Below are 19781 nucleotides of genomic sequence, written 5' to 3'. Positions count from 1 at the left end.
ATGACAGGGGGAAACAGCCAACCGGTTAGCAAATCCACCTTGGGATTTGTCGCCTTCATCGTGTTTGTCGACATGATGGGTATCGGCTTGATTGTGCCTGTCATGCCCGCCCTACTTGAAAGCATGACGGGGCAGAGCGAAGACCAGACGGCGAGCATCGGCGGCTGGCTGCTGTTTGCTTATGCACTGATGCAATTCCTGTTTGCGCCGGTGATCGGCGGGCTGTCCGACCAATATGGTCGCCGTCCTATCCTGCTTGTCACACTGTTCCTGCTTGGGATCGATTACATCATCATGGCTCTTGCCCCGGACCTGTGGTGGCTGTTCATCGGCCGGATCATATCAGGGATCATGGGGGCAAGCTGGGCCGCGGCGAATTCCTGCGTTGCCGATGTTGCGGGGCCAGAGGATCGCGGAAGGCTGTTCGGCATTCTTGGCGGCGCCGGTGCATTCGGCTTTGTCGTCGGTCCTGCAATTGGCGGGGTTTTGGGTGAATATTCGGTAAGAGCGCCTTTCGTCGCCTCAGCCATTCTAGCAATTGGCGGCGCTGTGTTCGGCTTTTTCATGCTGCGCGAAACTTTACCCGCTGATCGCCGCCGCACCTTTTCATTCGCCCGTGCCAATCCGATGGGCACGATCATTCAAATGGCGCAGACGCCAATCGTCTTGGGCTTTTTGGGCGTCATCTTTCTGCTGCAAATGGCTGCGCAAGCAACCATGGCGGTATGGTCATATTACGTGCGTTTCCGGTTCGAATGGAGTGAGCTTGACATCGGACTTGGGGCAACGCTCTATGGTGTGCTGCTGGTCATCAGTCAGGCGGGCCTTACTGGCGTAATGATCAAACGGTTTGGCGCAAAACGCACGGCCGTCGTGGGCTTGCTGATCGGTCTACCATCTTATCTGATATCCGCTTTTGCGGTTGGTAGCTGGATGATTATCTTGGCAATCATTGTCGGCACAGTCGCAGGCGTAACCTTCCCCGCGATGCAGCAGATGATGAGCGAACGGATTTCAGAAGACGCGCAAGGTGAATTGCAGGGTGCAGTCGCCAGCACCATGAGCATCACCAGCATCATCGGACCAGTGATTATGACAGCGACTTTTGGCTATTTCGCCGATGATAAGGGGCTGTTCTTTCCCGGAGCGCCGTTCCTGCTCGCAGCAATCCTGGGCTATGCCTCACTCGCTGTGTTGTATCGGGTGATTTCTCGCATCGATGATTAGGCTGCTTGAACCTCCGACAGGTCGAGATTCTGTTTAGCGAAACCTTCCGCATCAAGCTGAGCCAGGCATTGGCGATAGATCACCGGCTCTCCAATGCTGAGCATTGTGCGGACCGTATCAATGTCTTCGCGCATCACCGCCTCAACATCCATATGCGCCAAAGTGGCGGCGGCTTTACCCAGATCGCGCCCTTCGCGGATCGCATCGTAGAGCGGTGCCTTCGTGCCGGTCACCTTCTTGATCTGCCGCGCGGCGGCATAGGCAATGAATTTCACGCCGAGATTGTGGTTCTGCTCATAGCTGAAACCGAGCAGCGCCGCCTCGCCCAGGGCATCGCGGCCATAGCCCGTAAGGATGTGGAACAGATCATGTGTATCGCGCAGGCGGCACAGATACCATTCAACCTGATCCTCCGGGCGTTCCTCACGCGGTCGCCAGCCATAGCTTTCCTCAACCAGACCATTCGCGGTCAGGCCCTCGCGCTTCATAAAGCGGATGTAATGCTGCGCGACGGTGTTCGGTTCGCAATCGTCCCAGCGGCTGTGATCATCGAGCATGTCAGCAACCGGCAGAATGCTCTCGCGCCGCATAAAATTGCGCGCGTTGGGTGATTTGAGGAATTCCTCTGCCTGAGCCTGGACCTTGCGGCCTTTCAACGCCTCAATGATATGGAAAACCTGCTTCGTGTCTTCCTTATCTGCCACCAGTTTGCGAAAATGGCGCAAGGCCGCAATCGGGCGGAACCCGGTAACATCGCGGTCCGGGTGCAGCAGTGGAAGGTCGAGCCAGTTCATGTGTTTGCTCCGCTTTTTTCGAGTCGCACACAGCTTATGACAAATAGGTTCACAAAATGCAACCTACATTGATGTTAGTAGTGCGTGCACTCGCCTCTTTCCTTTGCCGAGCCAACGCGCAATAGGTTGGGCATGAAAGACCACGAAACCGTTCCCTATCACCTGCCCGCCCTGCCCGCTGAGGAGGCGATTGCCCGCGCGCAGAGCCTTCGCGATCGGCTGAAAGAGCGCCGATCCTGCCGCTATTTTTCCGATCAGCCGGTGCCGCGTGAAGTGATCGAGGCCGCGATTGAGGCTGCTGGCACGGCGCCCAATGGCGCCAATCATCAGCCGTGGCATTTCGCCGTCGTAACCTCGCCAGAGAAGAAGCGCGCGATCCGCCTCGCAGCGGAGGAAGAGGAAAAGCGGTTTTACGGCGAGGATGGCGACAAACCCAAGGCGAGCGATGAATGGCTGGATGCTTTGAGCGACCTTGGCACCGATGCTGACAAGCCGTTTCTGGAAACCGCACCCTATTTGATCGTCGTGTTTGCTCAGCGCAAAGGCGGGATCGAGGAGGATGGCAAAACGCAGAATTACTACGTCAATGAAAGCGTCGGGATCGCCTGCGGAATGTTGATCGCGGCGCTGCATGAGGGCGGCTGTTCGACCCTGACGCATACGCCATCACCCATGGGCTTCCTGCGCGAGGCGTGTGAGCGGCCCGAATGGGAAAAGCCGCTGATGATTGTGGTGGCCGGCCGGCCCAGCGCGGATGCAACCGTGCCAGCTCATGCGCTGAAGAAAAAGCCGCTGAGCCAGATCGCTAGCTGGCTATAGCGGTGGCTAGGATGCAAGCTGAATGACGATGTCCAAGAGCTACCCCATATGGCTGGCCATTACCCTCGCGGTGGGAGCGATGGCGGCTGGGTTTGCGGTGGGTGACGGCGCGGAAGAGCAATGGTCCGCCGCAACGCGCTTCACCGCCAGGGTCGGGTTTCCTCTGCTGATTCTCGCCTATATTGCGCGCCCACTTGTGCAGCTGACAAAAGCCCCATGGGCCAAGCAGCTGCTTAGGCAGCGTAAGTATATCGGCTTGGGTTTCGCGCTCACGCACACGGTGCATTTGGTGGCAATTGTGATGCTTTACCGGACCTTGGGTGAGTTGCCGGAGCTGATAGCCGTACTTGGAGGCGGCTTCGCCTACGTCTTGCTGTTCGCCATGGCGATTACGTCCAACCAACAAGCGATGAAGCTGCTCGGCAAGCGTTGGAAGCAATTGCATTGGGCCGGGATCCACTATCTGTGGTTTATATTCCTACAGAGCTACGCCGGTCGGATCACTCAGCCCGAAACCGCATTAGAGGGAGTGTTGTTCACCGCGGTCGCTTTGGCCGCAGCGGGCATTCGATTTGCCGCATGGCGCCGCAATTCGAAAGCGCAGTCGTCAGCTTAAGCGGCGACCGCTTCCGGCGTGTTTTCGCTGGCGAGCATGTCGTAGGGATCAATCCCCTCTTCGCGCCAAATCCGGTGGCATTCACGGTAGACGCTAGGCTCTGGAATTTTGAGCATCGCGCGCGCCTCATGCAAATCCATCGCCAGCAGCTCGCGGATCGACTGCTCGATCAGCCTTGGTGCGCCCTTGCCCGTGCGCTGAGCCTGACGCGCAGCGCCTAGAACCGGAGCATTGCTACGCGCGAGCGACTTTTTGATGTTGAGCGCCCCGGCATAGCCGATCAGCAAGTGCCCGTGACTGGGGCTTTGACCATAGGTGAATAGCAATACGCACTGTTCGCCCAAGGCATCGCGGCCATAGCCGGTGAGCACGTGGAAGAGATCGTGCGTGTCGCGCGAACGATCGCCAAACCACTGAACGAGATCGTTATATTTCGGGCGCCCCAAAGCATCACTTTCAGCAACCAGACCCGCTGCGGTCAGCCCTTCACGCTCCATGAAATCGCAATAGGCATGGGCCACGCTGCCCTTTGGGGTTTTGCGCAGCTCCGCGTGATCATCGAGAATATCGGGCAGGTTTGGCTCGCTGGCGCGCAATTTCTCGCCCCAATCGCTCAGCATCAAAGAGCGAACGCGCGGCATGAAATTCTTCGATGGCAACGCTTCGAAAATCTTGAAGACCTCGCTCGTGTCTTCCTTGTCCCGCATCAAATTACGGAAATGCCCCACGGCCTTGGGCAATGAATATTTCGGCTGCGGACGGTCGGGGTGACGCAGGACGGTGCCGTCAGGGGCATATTCAAGAGCGGTGGTGATCATCAGTGCGGGCCTTATTGGGTTGCGGTATTCGTATGATACCGACGCTTACTTACATTAGTGTAAATAACGTAGTTTAAGTCCCAAAACAAGACCTAGGTTTGTAAAGACGTGTTACTCGCCCCGCATTGACCTCACCCTATCGCGCGCCCACCGGCCAGCAATCAGCCCTCAACCCACTCATCTTGTGGCACGCCGAGCAGGGTCAAAACGGCGGTCAGGTCTCCGTCATCAATTCGCCCATTCGCGGCGGCGCGCGCCTTTGGCTTCGCGCGGTAAGCAAAGCCATAGGTTGAGGCATGGATCATCGGAATGTCATTCGCCCCGTCGCCGGTAGCCAGGCTGAACGCGCCCTGCCCTGCCTTTGCGACCTCTTCGCGCAGCACCCGCGCTTTCGTCTCGGCATCGGTGACTGGCCCAGCGAGACGCCCGGTGAGCTTGCCCCCCTCCACCTCCAGCACATTGCCGACCACACGTTCGAAACCCAATTGCTCTGCCACCGCATCGGCGAAATGATGAAAGCCGCCGGTGACCAACACGGTGCGGCAATCCTGCTCCAGCAGGGTCGCGACCAATGTCGCCGCGCCCGGTGTGGGCGTGATCCGCTCCGCCAGGCACTGCGCAATTGCGCCCTCATCCAGCCCCGCAAGCAGTTTCACCCGTTCCCGCAGCGCGTCTTCAAAATCGAGTTCACCCTGCATTGCGCGCTCTGTAATCGCCGCGATTTGCGGCTTGATCCCGGCATAAGCCGCCAGCTCATCAATGCATTCCTGCCCAATCATGGTGGAATCCATGTCGGAGACGAACACGTCCGGCATCTCAAAGCCTTGATCGCTGATCAAGGAGGCCTCAGGCTTTAGCACCTCGTCGAGCACACGCGGCAGCAACGAGGGATCATTTTCCGATCCCCACTCCAATTCGTGCAGGTCATCATCCAGCTGAGTGAGCGAAAATTCTGCATCCGCTGCGGCCAGCCATTCCGGCCCCTCAACAAGACGTGTTTCAAGCTGCGCGTTGTCTGCTATCAGCCGTGCAATGAGCAAAAGTGATACTCCTGATTTGAATCCAGTCGCGCTCATTGCAGGGCCGACCGCCAGCGGCAAGAGCGCGGTTGCAATTGCCCTTGCAAAGGCGCTGGCCGAGGCGGGCAAGACCGGGATTGTGATCAATGCCGACAGCGCGCAGGTCTATGCCGATCTGCAAGTGCTATCCGCGCGTCCGAGCACCGAGGAGATGGAGGGCATCGAGCACCGCCTGTTTGGCACATGGGATGGATCGCGGGCCTGCTCCGCCGCCGATTGGGCCAGCAAAGCGCGCGTGGAAATCGCCGATTGCCATGAAAACGGCGCGGTCCCGATCCTGGTCGGCGGCACCGGCATGTATATGAACATCCTGCTGGAGGGCATTGCCCCGATCCCGGAAATCGACCCGGAAATCCGCCGCCATGTGCGCGCTCTGCCCACGCAAGGCGCCTACAGCGCATTGCAGATTGAAGACCCTGAGCGCGCCCTGATGCTGGCCCTCGGTGACAGCCAGCGGATCGCCCGCGCACTGGAGGTGGTGCGATCCACTGGCACTTCCCTTAGCGATTGGCACAATGCCAAAACCGGCGGCATTGCCGAGGATATCACGCTGCATCCGCTGGTGATGCTGCCTCAGCGCGAATGGCTCTATGATCGCTGCGATCGCCGCTTTGGCTTGATGCTGGAACATGGCGCGATTGAAGAGGTTGAGGCTCTGCTTAAGCGTAAGCTCGATCTGGGATTGCCTGTAATGCGGGCGATCGGCGTGCCGGAGATCTCCGATTATCTCCACGGCCACATCATGATCCCCGATGTGATCGCCGCAGGTGCGCAGGCGACCCGCAATTACGCAAAGCGGCAATATACGTGGTTCCGCAACCAATCATCGCAAGATTGGACTCGTTCCGAGTCTAAAAATGTTGATGTAGCCGATGTATTCGCATCATTATTACGTTATTAATCGTTGACGCGATAGATTATAACTCATAGCAGGCTCTCATCAGGCCCGACGCATTATCGCTGCGCCGGGCCTCATTTATTGATACAAGCTTGTGTCGAAACAAGCAAAGTGAAATCAGCCGCCGGCCCCAGGATGCAGACCGCGCCTGAGCCAAGCAAGACCGAGAAGGAAGCAATCGTGTCGGACCATCCCCACCCCGACAATCTCAAAGCCGATCAGCAATCAGGCGCAGCGATCCTAACGCAATGCCTGGTGGATCAGGGTGTTGAGTTCGTATTCGGCTATCCCGGCGGGGCTGTTCTGCCGATTTATGATGAGCTGTTTGGCGATGAACGCCTGCGCCATATCCTGGTCCGGCATGAGGCCGGCGCTGCACACGCGGCAGAGGGCTATGCTCGCGCCACTGGCAAGCCGGGCGTGGTTCTGGTCACCTCTGGCCCCGGCGCGACCAATGCCGTCACTGGGATTGCCGATGCCTATATGGATCTCGATCCCAATGGTCGTCATTACCGGCCAGGTTCCAACCGGCCTGATCGGCACCGATGCCTTTCAAGAGGCGGATACCGTCGGCATCACGCGCCACTGCACAAAGCATAATTATCTGGTCAAAGACCCGGCGGAGCTTCAGTCCGTTTTGGAAGAGGCATTTCGCATTGCAACGACTGGGCGGCCCGGCCCGGTTGTGGTCGACATCCCCAAGGATGTGCAGATCGCCGTGCCATCGCGCAGGATCACTGCAAAGCTGACCGCATCGCACCGCTATACCCCGCAAATGGCAGCGCCCGCAGAGCAGGTGATCGAAGCAGTTGAAATGATTGCGGCTGCCGAACGCCCCATTTTCTACACCGGAGGCGGAGTCATTAACTCCGGACCAGAGGCGACCCGCCTGCTACGTCAATTGCAGGACATCACCGGCGCGCCGGTCACCTCAACCCTGATGGGGCTTGGTGCGTTTCCTTCTGAGCATCCCGACTGGCTCGGCATGCTGGGGATGCACGGCACGTATGAAGCCAATCTGGCGATGAACAAAGCCGATGTTATGGTCTGCATCGGCGCGCGCTTTGATGACCGTGTCACTGGCAAACTTGATGCATTTTCGCCTGATTCCAAGAAGGTACACATCGATATTGATCGCAGCTCGATCAATAAAGTTGTCCCAGTTGAGCTGGGCATTGTTGGTGATTGTTCCACAGTGCTTGGTCAGATGATCGAGAGCTGGGGCGCGCGAAAACCGAAGGATCTTGGCGAATGGAAAGCGCGGATCGCCGGTTGGCGCGCGCGCGAATGCCTCGCCTATCCGGAAAAATCCGCCAAAGATCCCAGCGCCATCATGCCGCAAAGGGCGGTCGAGCGGCTGCATGCCCTCACCCACAAGCACGAGCCAATCATCACCACCGAGGTTGGCCAGCACCAGATGTGGGCGGCGCAATATTTCGGATTTGAACAGCCGAACAAATGGCTCACCAGTGGCGGGCTTGGCACCATGGGTTACGGCATGCCAGCGGCGATTGGCGCACAGCTTGGCTGTCCCGATGCACTCGTGATTGATATTGCGGGTGAAGCCAGCATTCAGATGAATATTCAAGAGCTTGGGACGGCGAGCCAATACCGCCTGCCGGTCAAGATCTTCATCCTCAACAATGAATATATGGGCATGGTCCGCCAGTGGCAGGAACTGACCTATGAAAGCCGTTATTCCAACAGCTATTCCGATAGCCTACCGGATTTTGTGAAGCTGGCCGAAGCCTATGGCTGGACCGGCATTCGCATTACCGAGGAAAACGAATTGGATGCAGGCATTGAAGCGATGCTGGCCACCGATGGCCCGGTGATCGTCGATTGCATGGTCGCCAAGGATGCAAACTGCCTGCCGATGATCCCATCAGGCGCGGCGCACACCGAAATGCTGCTGTATGGCGATGCGCATGAAGGCACCATGGACGACGAAGCGAAGGCGCTGGTCTAAGCGGGCCGCGAAGGAAACAGTCACATGAAAATTGCGCACGACAATGCCGAACGGCACGTCCTTACCGTTACGGTCGATAACGAGCCTGGTATTCTGGCCAAGATCACCGGACTGTTCACCGCGCGCGGCTACAACATCGACAGCCTGACCGTGGCCGATATTTCAGACGATCACGCGATCAGCCGGATCACGATCGTCACCAATGGCCCGCCGCAAGTGATCGATCAGATCGAGGCTCAGCTGGAGCGTTTGGTACCAGTGCACGGCGTCGTCGACCTCACCACAGCTGGCCCGCATGTTGAGCGCGAGCTGGCGCTCATCAAGGTCACCGGCACTGGCGAGGCGCGGGTTGAGGCCCTGCGCGTTGCCGATATCTTCCGTGCCAGCGTGGTCGACACCACCACCGAAAGTTTCGTATTCGAACTGACCGGTGCACCGGACAAAATTGACAGTTTCATCGCCCTGATGCGCGAACTCGGCCTGGTAGAGGTCGGCCGCTCAGGTATTGTGGGAATGCTACGCGGAGCCGAAGGCTCTTAAATATAGAATTGAAGACAAAGGGAAATCCATGAAAGTCTATTACGACGCCGACGCTGATCTTGATCTGATCCAGAACAAGAAGGTCGCGATCCTCGGCTATGGCAGCCAAGGCCATGCCCATGCGCAAAACCTGCGCGACAGCGGCGTTAAAGAAGTCGCCGTGGCACTGCGCGAAGGCTCCGCCACGCGGGCCAAGGCAGAGGCCGCTGGCTTTAAGGTGATGAACAACACCGAGGCGGCTGAATGGGCTGACCTCGTGATGGTGCTGGCGCCGGATGAGCATCAGGCCGCGATCTGGGCCGATGATATGGCGGGCCATATGAAGCCGGGCAGCGCGCTCGCCTTTGCGCACGGTCTCAACATTCACTTTGGCTTGATCGAGCCGCCGGCGGACATCGACGTGATCATGATCGCGCCAAAGGGCCCCGGCCACACCGTGCGCAGCGAATATGAGCGCGGCGGCGGCGTCCCGTGCCTGATCGCGGTCCACCAGGAAGGCACCAGCAGCGGCGGCAATGGCTATGCAAAATCGCTCGCCCTGTCCTATGCCAGCGCCATGGGCGGCGGCCGCAGCGGCGTGATCGAAACCAATTTCAAGGAAGAGTGCGAGACCGACCTGTTCGGCGAGCAGGCCGTCCTGTGCGGCGGGATCACTCACCTGATTCAGGCCGGTTTTGAGACCCTGACCGAGGCTGGATACGCCCCGGAAATGGCCTATTTCGAATGCCTGCACGAGACTAAGCTGATCGTCGATCTGCTGTACGAAGGCGGGATCGCCAACATGCGCTATTCGATCAGCAACACTGCGGAATATGGCGATATCAAAACCGGTCCGCGCATCATCACTGATGAGACCAAGGCTGAAATGAAGCGAGTGCTCGCGGACATTCAATCAGGTCGGTTTGTGAAAGACTTCGTGTTGGATAACCGCGCAGGCCAGCCAGAGCTGAAGGCCAGCCGCAAAGCAGCCGAAGCGCATCCGATCGAAAAGACCGGAGCGGAGCTGCGCGCAATGATGCCATGGATCAGCGCGAACAAGCTGGTCGATAAGTCTAAGAACTAAGCACAGCTTGGGGCTGCGCGGGAACGCGCGGCCCAGGCCATCTCACGCAGTTTCGAGCAAACGTTCAAGCGAAATCGGGGCCGTGCTGGTTATCTCAACCGCACGGTCTTCACCGTGGACTCTGCCGTGCATATCTGCCTCGCGCAGGACATCGTCACGGGTGTGCAGAACATCTGCGATGTCTTCGCGGGCCAGGCCCACCATCGCGGTCAGCCATTCATTCACCAATGGGTCGCCGTTGGGACCGCGCAGATCGAACTGATCCAGCATCGCGATCACAGCGTAGGCAGGGTATAGCCATTCGTCGGTGACCCAGCGATTGGTACCAAACCACTGAATCGGCAGCCCTTGGTTGGAAATGGCCAAGGCGGCAATATGCACCACATCAGCGCGCGGTTCATCGCGCGGAGCCAAAGGCGCGGCGATCAGCGGAACAGTGCCGCCGGGCATGGCTGACCGGTCAAAGAATAGATGAAAATGGCCATGTTCACCTTCGGCGCGTTCGCCAGGCGGGTGACAATGGTAGAAATAGCGGCTGCCCGCCGGACCATTGACAACATCGCCCTCGGGATAGTGTTCCCACAGCTCAGCCGTGCCATCCTCCGGCAATAGTCGGCTCATGAGCGGTTCGCCACCAGCGAACATCGCCTCTGTGCTGGCAAGCAGCATGTCAGCGTATTGAGTGCGCGATAGGCCGTCAGTCATGGTTATGGTCCAAATGGCGAGATGCCGCCCCCGCAGAGGGACGGCACCTCTCAAACGCAAATGTGACCGGGTGCGCTAGGAGGGTGCGTCCCCGGCCACACTATATGCACGCCTTAAGCTTTAGGCGCGCAAGGGTTGGCTGCGCAGGGGTTTGCTGCACAAGGATTAGCGGCGCACGGATTAGCGGCACATGGGTTCGCTGCGCATGGATTGGCAGCACATGGGTTCGCTGCGCACGGGTTAGCGGCACATGGATTTGCTGCGCATGGATTGGCCTTTTTAGCCTTCTTTGCTGCGCGGCAAGGGTTGGCCGAGCATGCGCTTTGCGTGCGAGGGCCGCATGGCGCATCAGCAAGCGCTGGTGCACCGGTCGATGCAACGGCGAGACCGCCTGCAACCATCAACATGCGGGCGAGGTTCTTTGAACTAGACATGGTAGAATATTCCTTTTGTCAGAGTATTTGATTGGTAGTCATAGTGCGAGTGGGAGATTGGTGGTCCTGATTGGCTCAATCGCCGAAACGCTTACCTTCAGGAATTTTGCTCCAAGCCGGATCAGACTTGGCAATAAAGCCAGCGATATCGCCGAGCCATGTTTGCTGAACGTCGCGGTTAAAGTTGAGGTACAGCTTGCCGCCTTCAACTTTGTACAGCGTTGGGTCACCTGGTGCGAGTGAACCGCGGCTCATCGCCCAAGCGCAGTGGCCACCATATTGCGGCGCATAGGCATCTGGATTTTCTTTAAATTTGTTTGCATTGGCTCGGCTGGAAAAGAGCCATTCTGCGCCGTCATGCTTAACTGAGAAACGGGCATCGCCCTTCACAGGAACGCCATTGCCTTGGAAATAGCTGACCGTGTCGTAACCGCTAACTGCGATGCTCTGACCTTCTACGCCAACAAATATGCCGCCATCAGCTTGGGCAGGAATTGCAAGTGCGAGCGGAGCGGCGAATGCTGCTGCGATTGCTAGATACTTAAACTTCATCGGGGTTCTCCAAAAATACTGTTTGTGCTGCGGCCACCAGACTCAGAGCCAGGGACAGGGAGGGTCAAAAAATTGAACCGTAGGGGGACCGGTTCGCTTTCTGGCATCTGATGTTTGGCCCAGTGGCCGCGCACATCATGGAGTTCGCAAGGTTTGGCCGTTTGGTTTCACTGCCCGCAAAAAAAATTGAAATTTTTCGAAATCCGCCCGTTCAACGGCCAAAGAATGTTGCGCATGAGCGCGCCGCAAAGCCCTGCTAGACAAAGAGAAGTTGAACCGTCACTGAGGGGGCAACAATGCGCATGCCAAAACCCCTCCATCTCGCCTATGCGGCATGCGGCATCGCCTGGGTCGTGGTTGTTTTCGGCACAGCGACCGATACATTCCGGGGGCCATATGCCGTTCGCGAGCCCACCGCGTCGCAAGAACAGCTAGACTCGCTGGCCAAATCCACCCTCGCCAATCTGCAACGCCGATCGTTCGAAGAAAAACGCGAGCTGTGCGGGCTGATGCTGGAAGATGAAGACGGGCAGCTGAGCGTGTCCGACATCTTTGAAGGCGACGCAGCAACCTGCAGTTTTCAATGGGTGTCCAATCCCGAGAAGTTCGCGGTCGCATCGTTCCACACCCATGGCAGCTACAATGATGAGTATGACAGCGAGGTGCCCTCCACCATTGATCTGGAAGGCGACATTGCTGACCGCATCGACGGCTATGTTTCGACGCCCGGCGGCCGGATGTGGCATATTGACTGGCAGGAAGAGGCGACCGAAATGATCTGCGGCGAAAGCTGCCTGCCCGCCGATCCGAACTATGTCCGCTGTGACGCGGCCCAACCGGCGGAAAGCTACACCGTGTGGGAGCTCAATCGGCGGCAGAGTTATGAGAGCTTTGATTGCTGATGCGGCTGTCTGATTGTCATAATATCGAGGATTTTCGAACGCTCGCGAAGGCACGTCTGCCCTTCCCCGTGTTCGATTACATTGATGGCGCCGCCGATGATGAGTTGACCAAGGCGCGCAACACCAGCGCCTATGACGCCTGCGATCTGGTGCCTGATGTGCTCGCCGGGGTGGAGACGATCGACACCAGCTGCACTTTGCTGGGCCGCAAATCGGCGCTGCCGCTGATGCTCTCCCCCACCGCCGTGCAGCGCGCCTTTCATTGGCAGGGGGAAACAGCAGTCGCGAAAGCGGCGGAGAAATTCGGCCTGTGGTTTGGCATCTCTAGCTTGGCGACGCGCAGCATTGAGGAAATCGCCGCGCTGACCAGCGGGCCCAAGCTGTTCCAGCTCTACGTCCATAAAGACAAAGGCCTGAACGCTAACATGATCCAGCGCTGTCAGGCCTCCGGCTTTGATGCGCTGGCGCTGACGGTGGACACAATCGTGTCCGGCAAGCGCGAGCGCTGCCTGCGCAGCGGCTTCACCACCCCACCCCGCTTCACCCCGGCCAGCATTTGGAGCTATGCAACGCGTCCGCGTTGGACGCTCGATTATCTGCTGCGCGAAAAGTTTGCGCTGCCCAATCTCGATACGCATGTGAGCGAGGGATCGAGCAAGGCGGTAAGCATTGCAGAATATTTCAACACCATGCTCGACACTTCGATGGATTGGGACACCGCGGCCAGCATCCGCAGCGATTGGGGCGGCAAATTCGTGCTGAAAGGCGTGATGAGCGCAGGCGACGCCCGACGTGCGGTTGAGATTGGGGCGGATGCGATCATGATCTCCAACCATGGCGGGCGGCAATTGGACGGCAGCCGCGCTCCGTTTGATCAATTGCGTGAGATCGTCGATGCGGTTGGCGGTGAGATTGAGATCATCTGCGATGGCGGCGTGCGGCGCGGAACCCACGCACTAAAAGCCGTTTGCACAGGTGCGAGCGCGGCATCTGGCGGGCGGCTGTATCTTTATGCATTGGCCGCCGCCGGGCAAGACGGGGTCGAGCGCGCTATCGGCATCCTTAAGGATGAAATTGAGCGCGGCATGCGCCTGATGGGTGTGACCAGCGTGGATCAGTTGACAGTGGATCGGCTACGCTGGAGGTAGCCGCGCATTGACCCCGTGATAACAGCCTGTCACGAAACCGAAACGTCCAAAGCGCCTGAGCACAGGCGAGAATATTTAAGATCAATAGGGCCGATCATGAGAAAGCTAAGGTTTGCAATTCTGACTGCATCCACGCTGGTGATTGCGGCGTGCGGTGGTGCAGCGCCGGATCAAGGCACCAGCCAAGCTGACGAGTTTGCCGCCCGGATTAAGGGACCGCCCACCCCTGCACCGGCGAGTGATGAAGCAGCGGGCGACCCGGAAGCTGATACGGCGACTGACGGCGAGAATGGCACAGCGCCCGCAAAGGAATCAATCCAGCCAAGCATCACCTATTCCGAACCCGTTAGCGGAACGACCGGGCCGTTTGTTCCGGGCACCGCCAGCGATCCCAATGCCTCCATTTGCGGAGCGCCTGCGGTCGCACCGTTTCTTGGACGAAACGCTGATGAAGCGACGCGCGCAGAGATTGTCGCAGCGGTCGGCTCTCAAAACGAGGTGCGCTTCGTGATTCCAGGTTCGACCTTTATCAATCCAGACCCAACCTCATCACGCCTCAATGTGATGATCGACAACACTGGTGTGATCCGCGACGCGCGGTGCGGCTGAGTGGGAGCGAGTATCTAGCAGAGATCGATCACGCAGCGACTGTAAGGGTGACCGTAGTTTCTCAGTCTGATTGATATATCCGAGCCAGCCCACACCCTCCACCCTTCCACCCGGATTGTGTCCCGGTAGGCTCCGGATGGAAGGGTGGAGGGTGTGGGCTGGCAAGGGCAGTGATGCATCAAACCACAAACACAAAACCCCGCCGGATCACTCCGACGGGGCTTCATAATGTTCGAGAATGTCTCGCTTAGTCGGTGAAGTGCTCATCCGCTGAGTGAGTTGGATAGTTCACATCGCCAGCTTCGATGAAACCTGGGATGTCCTTTTGCCAATTCTCTTGAACGCTCTCATTGAAGTTCAAGTAGAGCTTGCCATCAACGATTTCATAGACGTTGGGATTACCCGGTGCGAGAGCATCGTTCGCGCCGATCGCCCAGGCACAATAACCGCCGTATGCTGGTGCATATTTGGCTGGCTCTGCCTTAAACTTCTCAGCGTTTTCGGCGCTGGCGAAACGATAGTCATAACCATCGTAGCGCACAGTGAATTCCTCTGAGCCTTCGACAGGAACACCGTCGCCTTCAAAATAGCTAACCGTGTCATAACCACTCACAGCCAGAGTATCACCTTTGGCAGCGGTGTGGATTGGATTTGCTGCTTCACCGCCAAGATCGGCGAACAGGCCAGCATTCTCGGTTGCTTCAGCAACATCGGGGGTTTCAACTTCTTCCGCTGGCGCAGTGCATGCTGCGACAGTGGCCAATAAAGCAATTGCAAATAGTGATTTACGCATTGGGGAGTCTCCTATTGTGTGCCTTGACGACATGATGCCCCTGAGTTCGCCGGCATGCAACCTTCGGTTACATTCCCCACGAAAAATCCTTGGCACTTGCCATGCGCGCCATTCTGCGCGATGCAGTTATTCATGACGCGAACACGCACGCAGCTATTCCTACGACTTACGCGCCCTTGGGCGTGACCTGACGTATGCTCCCGGCCGGGCATGCGCAGCGCCCAAGGGAAGCAAACAAACCCGCCAAACAGTCGTAAAATTCACCTGCCAAATGGCACTTACAAGCACACGAAAGCCGCGCCATCATGCCTATGCTCAACCAGCCTTCGCGAAAATATCACCCCTTCCCCCAGATCAATCTGCCAGACCGGCAATGGCCGGCTCAGCAGATCATCTCCCCTCCGCGCTGGCTGTCGACCGATCTGCGCGATGGCAATCAGTCAATCATCGATCCGATGGATGCGGTGAAGAAGAACCGCTTCTTTGATCTTCTGATTGAGGTCGGGGTGAAAGAAATCGAGGTTGGCTTTCCCAGCGCAGGAGCGACCGAGTTCGACTTCATCTCAGGCCTCGTAAAGTCAGACCGCATCCCCGAAGACGTGCTCGTCCAGGTGCTGACGCAAAGCCGAGAGGATTTGATCCGCACCTCTTTTGAGAGTCTGGCTGGAGCACGCGGAGCAATCGTCCACCTCTACAACGCCGTTTCGCCCGCATGGCGCGATATCGTGTTCCGCATGTCGAAGGACGAAGTGCGCGAAATTGCCGTTGCCGGGGCCAAGGTAATGCGTGACGAGGCGGGCGCGCGGCCTGACACAGACTGGCATTTCCAATATTCGCCAGAGACGTTCTCTACCGCCGAATTGGATTTCAGCATTGAGGTGTGTGAGGCAGTGATGGGTGTGCTGGCGCCGACGCCGGACCATCCAATCATTCTCAACCTACCTGCCACGGTCGAGGCGGCAACGCCCAATATCTACGCCGACCAGATTGAGTATTTCTGTCGGAACCTGCCGAACCGCGATAGCGCGGTGATCAGCCTGCACACCCATAATGACCGCGGCACCGGTGTGGCCGCGGCGGAACTGGGACTGATGGCGGGCGCGGACCGCGTCGAAGGCTGCTTGTTCGGCAATGGTGAGCGCACAGGCAATTGCTGCCTCGTCACCGTAGCGCTCAACATGTACACGCAAGGGATCGACCCCGGCCTCGATTTTTCTGATATAGACCGCGTGATCGAGACAGTGGAATATTGCAACGATCTGCCCGTGCACGAACGCCATCCCTATGGCGGAGAGCTGGTCTTCACCGCCTTTTCCGGCAGCCATCAAGACGCAATCAAGAAAGGCTTCGAAGCGCGGGGCACCCAGAATGATGAAAGCTGGCGCGTCCCCTATCTGCCGATCGATCCCGCTGATCTTGGCCGCAATTACGAGGCCGTTATTCGGGTCAATTCGCAAAGCGGCAAAGGCGGATTCGCATGGGTGCTGGAACAAGATCAGGGCCTGAAGCTGCCTAAGAAAATGCAGGCTGATTTCAGCCGCCATGTCCAGAACATGGCTGATGAGCTGGGCCGTGAACTGAACGCAGCCGACATTTGGGAGGCGTTCAAAGCGACTTATCATGTCCAGACCGAGAATAAGCATTTTCAGCTGGTGCGTTATGAGGAAAGCCGCACCGGTGATGGCACGCGGGTCTTCGCCGGGACAATCACGGTCGCCGGACAAGAGCAAAGCGTCAGCGGGCGCGGCAACGGCCTGATTTCCAGCGTGCTAACCACACTGGAGGAGAATTTCGGCCTCGACCTCAAGGTGCTCGATTACACCGAACACGCACTTGGTTCTGGCCGCAATGCCCGCGCCGCTGCTTATCTGCAATGCGAGAGCGGCGGACGCACCATCTGGGGTGTTGGCATTGACGAAGACGTCTCAACCGCCAGTGTTCGCGCTGTGCTGAGCGCGGCGAATTCGGCCATCAAGTAAGGCAAGACTGGCGCGCGGGGGAACGCAATGTCGAAATGGAAGATCGTGATTGCGGGAGTGCTTACGGTCATCCTCCTGCCTGTCGCAGGCATTGGCATTGCGAGCCTTTTCGAACCATCGCTCAATCCTAAATTTGAGCGAAACCTCGTTGAAGCGGGACTGGAGGACATTCCAAAACTCATCGCGGCCGAGGCAGATCAGCTCGGCGTCACTGCGCTGAGCGTGACTGTGCTGGATGCAGGTGAAGAACCGCAAAGTCTCTATTTTGGGCGCGCCAAACAAGGCGGATTGATGCAGGTTGCCAGCCTTTCCAAGGCGGTCGCCGCTACCGTCATTCTAATCCTGGCTGAGCAACAAAGCGTCAGCCTGGATCAGGACATACGCGGGCAGATCACCTCTGTAGACATTGCCTCACTCGAAGGCGGCAACAGACCTGTTACTTTGCGCCAGTTGCTGTCCCACACAACCGGCGCATCACAATCGGGCTACCCCGGCTATCCCCGTAACAGCGCTCTGCTTAGCACTGCCGACGTCATAGATGCGCCCCCGCGAATTTTCGAATCTCAGCTCACATTTGACGGCAGTCCAGGCGAATTTCGCTACTCAGGCGGCGGCTACACCGTCGCCCAATTATGGGCGGAAGACACCACAGGCCAGAACTTCGAGACATTAGCCGACGAGCTGTTGCTCGGCCCACTCGGCATGACGCAAAGCACCTTCGCTCAGCGCACAATCGAGGCTGATATCGCGCCCCTGACTGTCGTTGGCGCGGATTCAGGATTTGCGCCTACCCAAGGCGTTTTCAGCGCCATCGAAAACAGCTGGCACATCTATCCGGAAAAAGCCGCGGCAGGTCTATGGTCCACCTCAGAGGACTACGCCCGTTTCGTCGCCGCCTTACTCGATGCAGCGGCCGGAGAAGAAAGCGCAATCCCCACAGAGATAGCCAAAGCAATGCTCACGCCGGAGGCCGAAACAGACTTCATGCCCGGCACACATTATGGCTTTGGCGTTATGCTGTCGCCGGATGGTAATGGCGGCATCGCGAATGTCTGGCACACTGGGGCGAATGCAGGTTATCGCACCCTCTTCATGACGCGCCCGGCTTCCCCGAAGAAGCCCCGCAGAGTGGTTGTTTCGCTTGGCAATACGGCCAATGCAGCTGATCTCAACCGCGCAATCGGCACCGCCTTGTTAGAGCGCTGATTTGAGCGCGGCCCCGCCTTCACGCCGCCTTTTGTTCAACGCACCCCGCACAGCATTGAGTGATAGGCTTTGCAAGAAGTCATCTGCGCCAGCTTGCAGGTTTGAGATTTGTGCTTTCAAATCACTGGTCAAACCGGTTGCGGCGGTCATCTCTTTGGCGATCCCGTCAACCAGCTCACGAATGCGCTGCACTGCTTCGCTGGATGAGCGCGCACTTAGTGATGTTTCATCAACGCTCGCTGCAATCTTTGTTACCGTTGTGCCTTGCAACGTCACTTCATTACAGACCGATTGAGTGACATCTCGTACGGCCCTAAATGTTTCGTGCATCGTCCGGTTTGCATTCAGCGCGCGGTCGCTGGCCTTTTCGATCCCGCCCAATCGCGAAACGATATCCTCGGTTGCTTTGGCGGTTTGTTCAGACAGGCCTTTGATCTCACTAGCGACGACTGAAAACCCGCGCCCCGCCTCGCCTGCCCTCGCCGCTTCAATCCGGGCGTTCAGCGCCAGAATGCTGGTTTGCGAGGTGATCGACTGAATCATCTGTGCAATCGATTGGATAGATGCGGTTTGCGAGGTTAGATCATCGACGGTCTCGTGGGTTTCCTCCGCAACTTGCGTGGCGGCTGCTAAGGATTGTGACGCGCGGGAAAGTTCGCAGGTCATATCATCCAAGGTCATACGCAAACCACCTGCTGTGTTGGCAGCATCGCCCATAGCCGCCGCAGATTCACTCGACGCAACCGAAACCTCATCCGCAAGAGCCCGCAAATCACGAATCAGATTGCTGGCTTGATCGGCCTTATGATTGCTCTCTTCGCTCTGCTCTGCCGCGCGCTCCACTGCGTCACTTACAGCCGCCCGAAACATTTCCGTTTGTTTGGCCACCCATTTGTAATGTTCATTCTCACGGCATTGCTGATTTTTGGTCAGCAGGATTTCAGCATCCATGGTGTGCAGGCGGCTCAATTCGGTGACCAGCAACATGCCTTCTTCGACGCTGTCAGCAGATTGGAAAACTGTGCGCAATTCAAACTGTTGTGAAACGCTGAGCGCGCCGAGATGCCCCGCAGGGTCAGTGCGTGAGGTATAGACCAGTTCGGCAATATCCTCGCGGCGGTTTATCCATGCTTCGTCATAAGGCGGGCGATATTTCACCAGCAAATGCCTGGTCACCTCCTCGATATACGCCTCGCGACCCTCGTCGTTTAGGGTCAGACCCATAACCTTCGCATATTGATCGACGTAGATTGCCGCAGTTTGCGACACCGCCGCACTCAAAATGTCGCTAAGTTGGTGGTAAACAGGTTTATCAGGATCATCGATTTCATACACCTGCAACCGCGCCAACCGCGCATTAACCGGGTCAATCTTGGTATGATACATCGCTATGGTCCTGGCTCGATTGCTGTCGGGCAGAGCCTTCGCAAGGTTTGATTAAAGGTGATCTTGGCAGGTCATACGCGGATTGACGTAAGGCAGCATTTCCTACCTTGGCACGGCGCGCTAAGCGTTCATTATGGCATGCGTGCGGACACAGCGGGTTAATCGGAAAAATCGATCAGATGGCGCCGCTGTGATCGATTGGTTTTTAAGCCTAAGACTGTGTTCCAGCTGTTCCAAACGTGCT

18 protein-coding genes and 1 pseudogene are annotated in these 19781 nt (G+C 57.7%); 12 read left to right on the top strand and 7 right to left on the bottom strand.

All coding sequences use genetic code 11. The features are described 5' to 3' along the window. A complete protein-coding gene (locus tag AC0V6O_RS06370) occupies positions 1 to 1227 on the top strand; it encodes a TCR/Tet family MFS transporter (protein ID WP_472638496.1) in 1227 nt (408 codons plus the stop codon). Here the strand turns inward: AC0V6O_RS06370 and AC0V6O_RS06365 are convergent. Then, complete coding sequence (locus AC0V6O_RS06365; RefSeq protein WP_472638495.1) at positions 1224 to 2021, bottom strand: Coq4 family protein; 798 nt, start codon at positions 2019 to 2021, stop codon at positions 1224 to 1226. The genes AC0V6O_RS06370 and AC0V6O_RS06365 overlap by 4 nt on opposite strands. 132 nt (positions 2022 to 2153) lie before the next feature. Here AC0V6O_RS06365 and AC0V6O_RS06360 point away from each other — a divergent pair, with 132 nt between their 5' ends. Both AC0V6O_RS06360 and AC0V6O_RS06355 read left to right on the top strand, forming a co-directional pair. Continuing rightward, positions 2154 to 2840, top strand: a complete 687-nt coding sequence (locus tag AC0V6O_RS06360; RefSeq protein WP_486142499.1) for a nitroreductase family protein — start codon at positions 2154 to 2156, stop codon at positions 2838 to 2840. A gap of 22 nt (positions 2841 to 2862) precedes the next feature. After that, positions 2863 to 3456 carry a ferric reductase-like transmembrane domain-containing protein gene (locus AC0V6O_RS06355; RefSeq protein WP_486142497.1) on the top strand — a complete coding sequence of 198 codons (594 nt, stop codon included), beginning with the start codon at positions 2863 to 2865 and terminating at the stop codon, positions 3454 to 3456. Here AC0V6O_RS06355 and AC0V6O_RS06350 read toward each other — a convergent pair. Next, positions 3453 to 4274 (bottom strand): Coq4 family protein, encoded by an 822-nt coding sequence (locus tag AC0V6O_RS06350; protein ID WP_472638493.1) that lies wholly within the window; start codon positions 4272 to 4274, stop codon positions 3453 to 3455. The genes AC0V6O_RS06355 and AC0V6O_RS06350 overlap by 4 nt on opposite strands. Positions 4275 to 4435: 161 nt before the next feature. Then, positions 4436 to 5314, bottom strand: coding sequence for a phosphoserine phosphatase SerB (serB, locus tag AC0V6O_RS06345; protein ID WP_486142495.1), 879 nt, complete (start codon positions 5312 to 5314; stop codon positions 4436 to 4438). Here serB and miaA point away from each other — a divergent pair. The 4 genes and pseudogenes from miaA to ilvC all read left to right on the top strand — a co-directional run bounded on the left by miaA (position 5307) and on the right by ilvC (position 9823). Further along, the gene (miaA, locus tag AC0V6O_RS06340) at positions 5307 to 6254 is read left to right on the top strand and encodes a tRNA (adenosine(37)-N6)-dimethylallyltransferase MiaA (protein ID WP_486142493.1); all 948 of its coding nucleotides are present in this window, start codon (positions 5307 to 5309) and stop codon (positions 6252 to 6254) included. The genes serB and miaA overlap by 8 nt on opposite strands. Positions 6255 to 6431: 177 nt before the next feature. Next, positions 6432 to 8220 (top strand): annotated as a pseudogene (gene ilvB, locus AC0V6O_RS06335) (biosynthetic-type acetolactate synthase large subunit). A gap of 24 nt (positions 8221 to 8244) precedes the next feature. Beyond that, entirely contained in the window at positions 8245 to 8760 is a 516-nt protein-coding gene (gene ilvN, locus AC0V6O_RS06330) for an acetolactate synthase small subunit (protein WP_486142491.1), read from the top strand. Between the two features lie 28 nt (positions 8761 to 8788). Further along, positions 8789 to 9823 (top strand): ketol-acid reductoisomerase, encoded by a 1035-nt coding sequence (gene ilvC / locus AC0V6O_RS06325; RefSeq protein ID WP_472638489.1) that lies wholly within the window; start codon positions 8789 to 8791, stop codon positions 9821 to 9823. Between the two features lie 42 nt (positions 9824 to 9865). Here ilvC and AC0V6O_RS06320 read toward each other — a convergent pair whose 3' ends face one another. Both AC0V6O_RS06320 and AC0V6O_RS06315 read right to left on the bottom strand, forming a co-directional pair. Continuing rightward, entirely contained in the window at positions 9866 to 10528 is a 663-nt protein-coding gene (locus tag AC0V6O_RS06320; RefSeq protein WP_486142488.1) for a DUF6969 family protein, read from the bottom strand. A gap of 509 nt (positions 10529 to 11037) precedes the next feature. Next, positions 11038 to 11514: a YHS domain-containing (seleno)protein gene (locus AC0V6O_RS06315; protein WP_486142486.1), complete on the bottom strand. Its 477-nt coding sequence runs from the start codon at positions 11512 to 11514 to the stop codon at positions 11038 to 11040. Positions 11515 to 11816: 302 nt separating this feature from the next. Between AC0V6O_RS06315 and AC0V6O_RS06310 the strand changes: the two genes are divergently transcribed. The 3 genes from AC0V6O_RS06310 (at position 11817) to AC0V6O_RS06300 (ending at position 14173) form a co-directional block, all read left to right on the top strand. Beyond that, the gene (locus AC0V6O_RS06310) at positions 11817 to 12416 is read left to right on the top strand and encodes a DUF4329 domain-containing protein (protein ID WP_472638485.1); all 600 of its coding nucleotides are present in this window, start codon (positions 11817 to 11819) and stop codon (positions 12414 to 12416) included. Continuing rightward, positions 12416 to 13564, top strand: a complete 1149-nt coding sequence (locus tag AC0V6O_RS06305) for an alpha-hydroxy acid oxidase (protein WP_486142484.1) — start codon at positions 12416 to 12418, stop codon at positions 13562 to 13564. The genes AC0V6O_RS06310 and AC0V6O_RS06305 overlap by 1 nt, the downstream gene beginning before the upstream one ends. A gap of 96 nt (positions 13565 to 13660) precedes the next feature. Further along, entirely contained in the window at positions 13661 to 14173 is a 513-nt protein-coding gene (locus AC0V6O_RS06300) for a hypothetical protein (RefSeq protein WP_486142482.1), read from the top strand. Positions 14174 to 14420: 247 nt separating this feature from the next. Here the strand turns inward: AC0V6O_RS06300 and AC0V6O_RS06295 are convergent, their stop codons facing one another. Further along, entirely contained in the window at positions 14421 to 14966 is a 546-nt protein-coding gene (locus tag AC0V6O_RS06295; RefSeq protein ID WP_472638482.1) for a YHS domain-containing (seleno)protein, read from the bottom strand. Between the two features lie 305 nt (positions 14967 to 15271). Between AC0V6O_RS06295 and leuA the strand changes: the two genes are divergently transcribed. Further along, on the top strand, positions 15272 to 16945 hold the full coding sequence (gene leuA / locus AC0V6O_RS06290; RefSeq protein ID WP_486142480.1) for a 2-isopropylmalate synthase: 1674 nt from the start codon (positions 15272 to 15274) through the stop codon (positions 16943 to 16945). A 27-nt stretch (positions 16946 to 16972) separates the two neighbouring features. Beyond that, entirely contained in the window at positions 16973 to 18151 is a 1179-nt protein-coding gene (locus AC0V6O_RS06285; RefSeq protein WP_486142478.1) for a serine hydrolase domain-containing protein, read from the top strand. Here the strand turns inward: AC0V6O_RS06285 and AC0V6O_RS06280 are convergent. Then, the gene (locus AC0V6O_RS06280) at positions 18140 to 19537 is read right to left on the bottom strand and encodes a methyl-accepting chemotaxis protein (protein ID WP_486142476.1); all 1398 of its coding nucleotides are present in this window, start codon (positions 19535 to 19537) and stop codon (positions 18140 to 18142) included. The two genes, AC0V6O_RS06285 and AC0V6O_RS06280, sit on opposite strands and share 12 nt — an antisense overlap. Between the last annotated feature and the right edge of the window lie 244 nt (positions 19538 to 19781).

It is taken from the genome of Erythrobacter sp. JB2-19 (assembly GCF_057365005.1).
The sequence above is the reverse complement of the archived record's forward strand: the minus strand, read 5'-3'. Positions and strand labels throughout refer to the sequence as shown.